The sequence below is a fragment of the Microbacterium sp. UBA1097 genome, from assembly GCF_002313585.1.
Lineage (GTDB): Bacteria > Actinomycetota > Actinomycetes > Actinomycetales > Microbacteriaceae > Microbacterium.
Window position 1 is genome coordinate 1,682 of record NZ_DCBW01000001.1, and the last position, 1,451, is coordinate 3,132.

Genomic DNA, 1,451 nt, shown 5'->3' on the forward strand with positions numbered 1-1,451 from the left:
GTCCTCGGTTGGAGCAGCAGTTGGAGCTACTGATCCTCGGGGACCTCGACCCCTACCCGCCGAACCTCACCCGGCGAGCCTCACCCCCACCGAATGTCCGAAGAGCCGCAAAGGCTCTTCGGACATTCGGTGGGGGTCATGGGGTGAGTCCGCCGGCGGCGAGGAGCATGCGGAGCCGGTAGTTGTCGCGGTTTCGGTAGCCGCGGGCGAGGCGGCGGTGGAGTTCGATGATGCCGTTCACTGCTTCGGTGCCGCCGTTGTTCGCCCGGCTGGTGGTGAAGTAGGCCAGGAACGCGGCTCGCCAGCGGCGGAGGGTGCGGCCGAGGCGGGCGATCTCGGGGATCGGGCAGGTGTGGAATGTGTCGACGACCTTCTCGGCGATCCGCCGCCCCTCGGCGAGGTCCTTCTGGTGGTAGGCGGAACGCAGTTGCTGGGCGCACTGCCATGCGACGAACACCTCGTCGTGCGCGGGGTCGGCCTCGATCGCTGCCGCGAGCCTGGTCCGCTGCTTCTCGGTGAGGTTCTCGGCGCCGGCGCGGAGGATGGTCTGGATCCCGTAGAGCGGGTCGCCGGTCCGACCGCGATGCCCGAGGGTGTCTTGCTGGACGCGGCGGCGGACCTCGTCGACGGCGGCGCTGCCGAGCTTGACGACGTGGAACGCGTCCAGCACGGCCGTGGCGTCTTCGAGCTTGTCGTCGATCGCGGTCTTGTAGCCGGCGAACGGGTCAAGAGCTGCGACCTTCACGTTCTGCCGGAACGCTTCGCCGCGTTCGGCGAGCCAGGACGCGTAGGCCTTCCCGGAGCGGCCGGGCACGAGGTCGAGCAGCCTCGCCCGCGTCTTTCCGGTGCTGTCGCGGCTGAGATCGACCATCCCGGTCAGCTCCTTCGGGCCGCGCTTTCGGGGGTCTGTGTGATGCCAGATGTGCTCATCGACGCCGAGGGTGGTGACGTTCTCGAACCAGGACTCGTCCTCAGCCAGTTTGACCAGCTCGGGCTCGACGGCCCGCCACACCGTCTTCCACGACGTTCCGAGCTGACGGGCGATACCGTGCACGGTGGCGTGCTCGCGGCGCAGCTGCCCGATCGCCCAGCCGACGGCGCGCGTGGTGATCGACCCGCGCCGGGCCACCAGACCCGGGAGCTGCTCCACGAACGTCCGTCGCACGCATCCCACCTCGTCGCACCGCCAGACCCGCTGCCGCCACACGATCCGCACCCGCGTCACGCCGGGCACATCGTGAAGCACCCGTCGGCGACGTCCGCGGCCGGTCGCGACGACCCCGCACGACGGGCAGCCGGTCGGTGCCGCCGGGCTCGAGACGGTCACGATCAGCAGCCCGTCACGGCGGTCAACGTCCTTGACATGGACCCCATCGAGGCCGAGCAGCAAGTCGCAGCGGGAACACGGGCAGGCGGCAGAGCACGCGTCAGCGCACCCCGAACTATGGTGA

Annotated in this window: 1 protein-coding gene; it reads right to left on the reverse strand. The window is 69.8% G+C overall.

All coding sequences use genetic code 11. The features are described 5' to 3' along the window. Positions 1–136: 136 nt before the first annotated feature. Positions 137–1,451, reverse strand: a 1,315-nt coding sequence (locus tag B4F19_RS00010; protein WP_349675935.1) for an ISL3 family transposase, incomplete at its 5' end; no start/stop codon positions are given.